Consider the following 3,171-nt stretch of genomic DNA (forward strand, 5'->3'; position numbering starts at 1 on the left):
GTGCCCGGTGAAGGCGGCGAGCCCCGTGCGGCCGGTGGTGAGGAAGACGCGGGTGCCGAGCGCGGGCAGGAGCGCCGCGGCCTCGGCGAGCGAGGCGGCGTCGTGCCAGTCGTCGCCGGGCGCGCGGGTCCAGCCGGGGCGGCGCAGGGCGAGGAGCGGGACTCCGGCGGCGGTGGCGGCCCCGGCGGCGTGGAAGCTCATCGTGGCGGCGAAGGGGGTGGGTCGCGTCCACGAGCGCGGTGACGCGGTGCGTACGCAGCCAGGCCGCCAGCCCCTCCGTACCGCCGAAGCCGCCCACGCGCACGGCGCCCGGCAGCGCGCGGGGTGCCGTGACGCGGCCCGCGAGCGAGGTCGTGACCCGCCAGGGCGAGCCGTCCAGGGCCTCGGCGAGGCGGCGGGCCTCCGTCGTACCGCCGAGGATCAGGACGTGGGGCGCGTTCGGGGCGTGGCCTTCGTTCAGCATGGGTGGCGCTCGCGCGCCGCCGAGTAGAGGTGGCTGTCGCGGAACGAGGAGGCGCCCAGGGTGCGGCCGACCATGATGACGGCGGTGCGGGTGATCCCCGCGGCCTTGGTCTCGGCGGCGATCGTGCCGAGCGTGCCGCGCAGGATCAGCTCCTCGGGCCGGGAGGCGTGGGCGACGACGGCGGCGGGGCAGTCGGCGCCGTAGTGCGGCAGGAGTTCGGCGGTGACGCGGTCGACGTAGCGGGCGGCGAGGTGGAGGACGAGGAGGGCGCCGCTGCGGCCGAGGGTCGCGAGGTCCTCGCCCTCGGGCATGGGGGTGGCCTCCTGCGCGACGCGCGTGAGGACGACGGTCTGGCCGACCGTGGGCACGGTCAGTTCCCGCTTGAGCGCGGCGGCGACGGCGGCGAAGGCGGGGACGCCCGGGACGACCTCGTACGGGATGCCGAGCGCGTCGAGGCGGCGCATCTGCTCGGCGACCGCGCTGAAGACCGCCGGGTCGCCCGAGTGGAGGCGGGCCACGTCCTGCCCGTTCTCGTGGGCGCGGGAGAACTCGGCGGTGATGGCGTCGAGATCGAGGTGCGCGGTGTCCACGAGGCGCGCGCCGGGCGGGCACTCGGCGAGGAGTTCGGCGGGGACGAGGCTGCCCGCGTACAGGCACACGGGGCAGCGGGCGAGGGTGCGCGCGCCGCGCAGCGTGATGAGGTCGGCGGCGCCGGGGCCCGCGCCGATGAAGTAGACGGTCATGGGGTGTCCGCTCTGGAGGGGGTCTTTTCCACGAGCCACTGTGTCAGCGGCATGGCCGGGCGCCAGCCGGTGAAGCCGCCGACGGGGGCGGCGTGCGCGAGCGAGAGCCGCACCAGTTCGCCCCCGTACCGCTTCCGCGCGGCGCCCAGCACGGCCTCGGACTCCAGCGTCACGGTGTTGGCGACGAGTCTGCCGCCCTCGGGCAGCGCCGCCCAGCAGGCGTCGAGCAGGCCGGGGGCGGTGAGTCCGCCGCCGATGAACACGGCGTCGGGCGTGGGCAGTCCGGCGAGCGCGGCGGGGGCGGCGCCGGTGACGACGCGGAGCGCGGGGACGCCGAGGCGCTCGGCGTTCTCCGTGATGCGGGCGGCGCGCACGGGGTCGCGCTCGACACTGACGGCGCGGCAGGACGGGTGCGTGCGCAGCCACTCGATCGCGATCGATCCCGAGCCGCCGCCGACGTCCCACAGGACTTCCCCGGGCGCGGGCGCGAGCGCGGCGAGGGTGACGGCGCGCGGGTAGCGCTTGGTGAGCTGTCCGTCGTGCGCGTACGCCTCGTCGGGCAGCCCGGGCACGGCGCCGAGGCGCGGGGCCCCGGGGGCGCGGCGGCACTCGACGGCGACGATGTGCAGCGGGTCGGCCTCGGGTGCGTCCCAGGCGTCGGCGGTGCTCCAGGGGCCGGTGCGTTCGCGGGGGCCGCCGAGTTGTTCGAGCACCCGCATCCGGCTGGGCCCGAAGCCGCGCGCGCGGAGCAGCGCGGCCGGTCTCGGCGGGCGTCCCGGGTGCCGGGCCGAGGACGAGGAGGCGGCGGCGCGGGTGGAGCGCGGCGGCGAGGCGGGCGAGGGGGCGGCCGACGGCGGAGACGACGTCCACGTCCTCGCGGGCCCAGCCGAGGCGGGCGCAGGCGTGGGCGACGGAGGAGGGGTGCGGCAGGACGCGGACGGCCTCGGGGCCGAGGAGCGCGGTGAGGGTCCGTCCGATCCCGTAGAACATCGGGTCGCCGCTGGCGAGGACGACGCGGGCGCTTCCCGCGTGCGCGGCGAGGAGTGCGGGCAGCGCGGGGCGCAGCGGTGAGGGCCAGGGGACGCGGGTGGCGGCGCACTCGGGGGGCAGCAGGTCCAGTTGGCGGGGGCCGCCGAAGACGGTGCCGGCCGCGCGCAGGACGGCGCGGGACGCCTCGGGGACGCCCGGCCAGCCCTCGGCGCCGATGCCGACGACGGTGACGGCGTCCGGCGGGGTGGGGGCGGGCGCTGCGGTCACGTGCGGGGTCCTCGGGATCGGCGCGGCGGAGGCGCGGTGCGGGTGGCGCGGCCGGCGCGGGTGCGGTGCGGTCGGTGCCCGCTCAGCCTACGTGGGGCATGACCTGCGGGTGCGTGCCGGGTCACCGGCTTGTTGCACACTATATGCAACTGCATACGAGGTGCGGGGCCGGTGGGTGACCGCCGGGCCGCGACGACGGGAAATGAGGTGCGGGGTGGCCGCTCCGCTCGTACTGGGCATCGAGTCCTCCTGCGACGAGACCGGCGCGGGCCTGGTCAGGGACGGCAGGCTCCTCGGGCACGCGGTCGCGTCGAGCATGGACGCGCACGCGCGCTACGGGGGTGTCGTGCCCGAGATCGCCGCGCGGGCGCACGTGCACGCGGTGCGTCCGGTGATCCGGCGCGCGCTCGCCGAGGCGGGGCTGCGGGCGCGGGACATCGACGCGGTGGCGGTCACGACGGGCCCCGGCCTCGCCGGGGCGCTCCAGGTGGGCCTCGCGGCGGCGAAGGGCCTCGCGTACGGGCTCGGCGTGCCGCTGCACGGCGTGCACCACCTGGCCGGGCACGTGGCGGCCGACGCCCTGGAGCACGGGCCGCTGCCCTCGCCCTGCGTCGTGCTGATCGTCTCGGGCGGGCACACCTCGCTGCTCCTCGTCCGTGACCTGGCGCGCGAGCCGATCACGCACCTCGGGGACACGCTGGACGACGC

2 protein-coding genes and 2 pseudogenes are annotated in these 3,171 nt (G+C 77.9%); 1 reads left to right on the top strand and 3 read right to left on the bottom strand.

Annotation, left to right across the window (positions count from 1 at the left end; translation table 11 throughout):
• The 3 genes and pseudogenes from SSBG_RS01635 to cbiE form a co-directional block, all read right to left on the bottom strand.
• A pseudogene (locus tag SSBG_RS01635) lies at positions 1-463 on the bottom strand (precorrin-6A/cobalt-precorrin-6A reductase); the annotation flags it as partial.
• On the bottom strand, positions 457-1,206 hold the full coding sequence (cobM, locus tag SSBG_RS01640; protein WP_008744497.1) for a precorrin-4 C(11)-methyltransferase: 750 nt from the start codon (positions 1,204-1,206) through the stop codon (positions 457-459). The pseudogene SSBG_RS01635 and the gene cobM, both read right to left, overlap by 7 nt.
• Positions 1,203-2,463 (bottom strand): annotated as a pseudogene (cbiE, locus tag SSBG_RS01645) (precorrin-6y C5,15-methyltransferase (decarboxylating) subunit CbiE). The gene cobM and the pseudogene cbiE overlap by 4 nt, the downstream one beginning before the upstream one ends.
• Before the next feature lie 214 nt (positions 2,464-2,677).
• Here cbiE and SSBG_RS01650 point away from each other — a divergent pair.
• Positions 2,678-3,171: tRNA (adenosine(37)-N6)-threonylcarbamoyltransferase complex transferase subunit TsaD (locus tag SSBG_RS01650; protein WP_008744499.1), on the top strand; the 494-nt coding region annotated here is incomplete at its 3' end.

Source organism: Streptomyces sp. SPB074 (genome assembly GCF_000154905.1).
Lineage (GTDB): Bacteria > Actinomycetota > Actinomycetes > Streptomycetales > Streptomycetaceae > Streptomyces.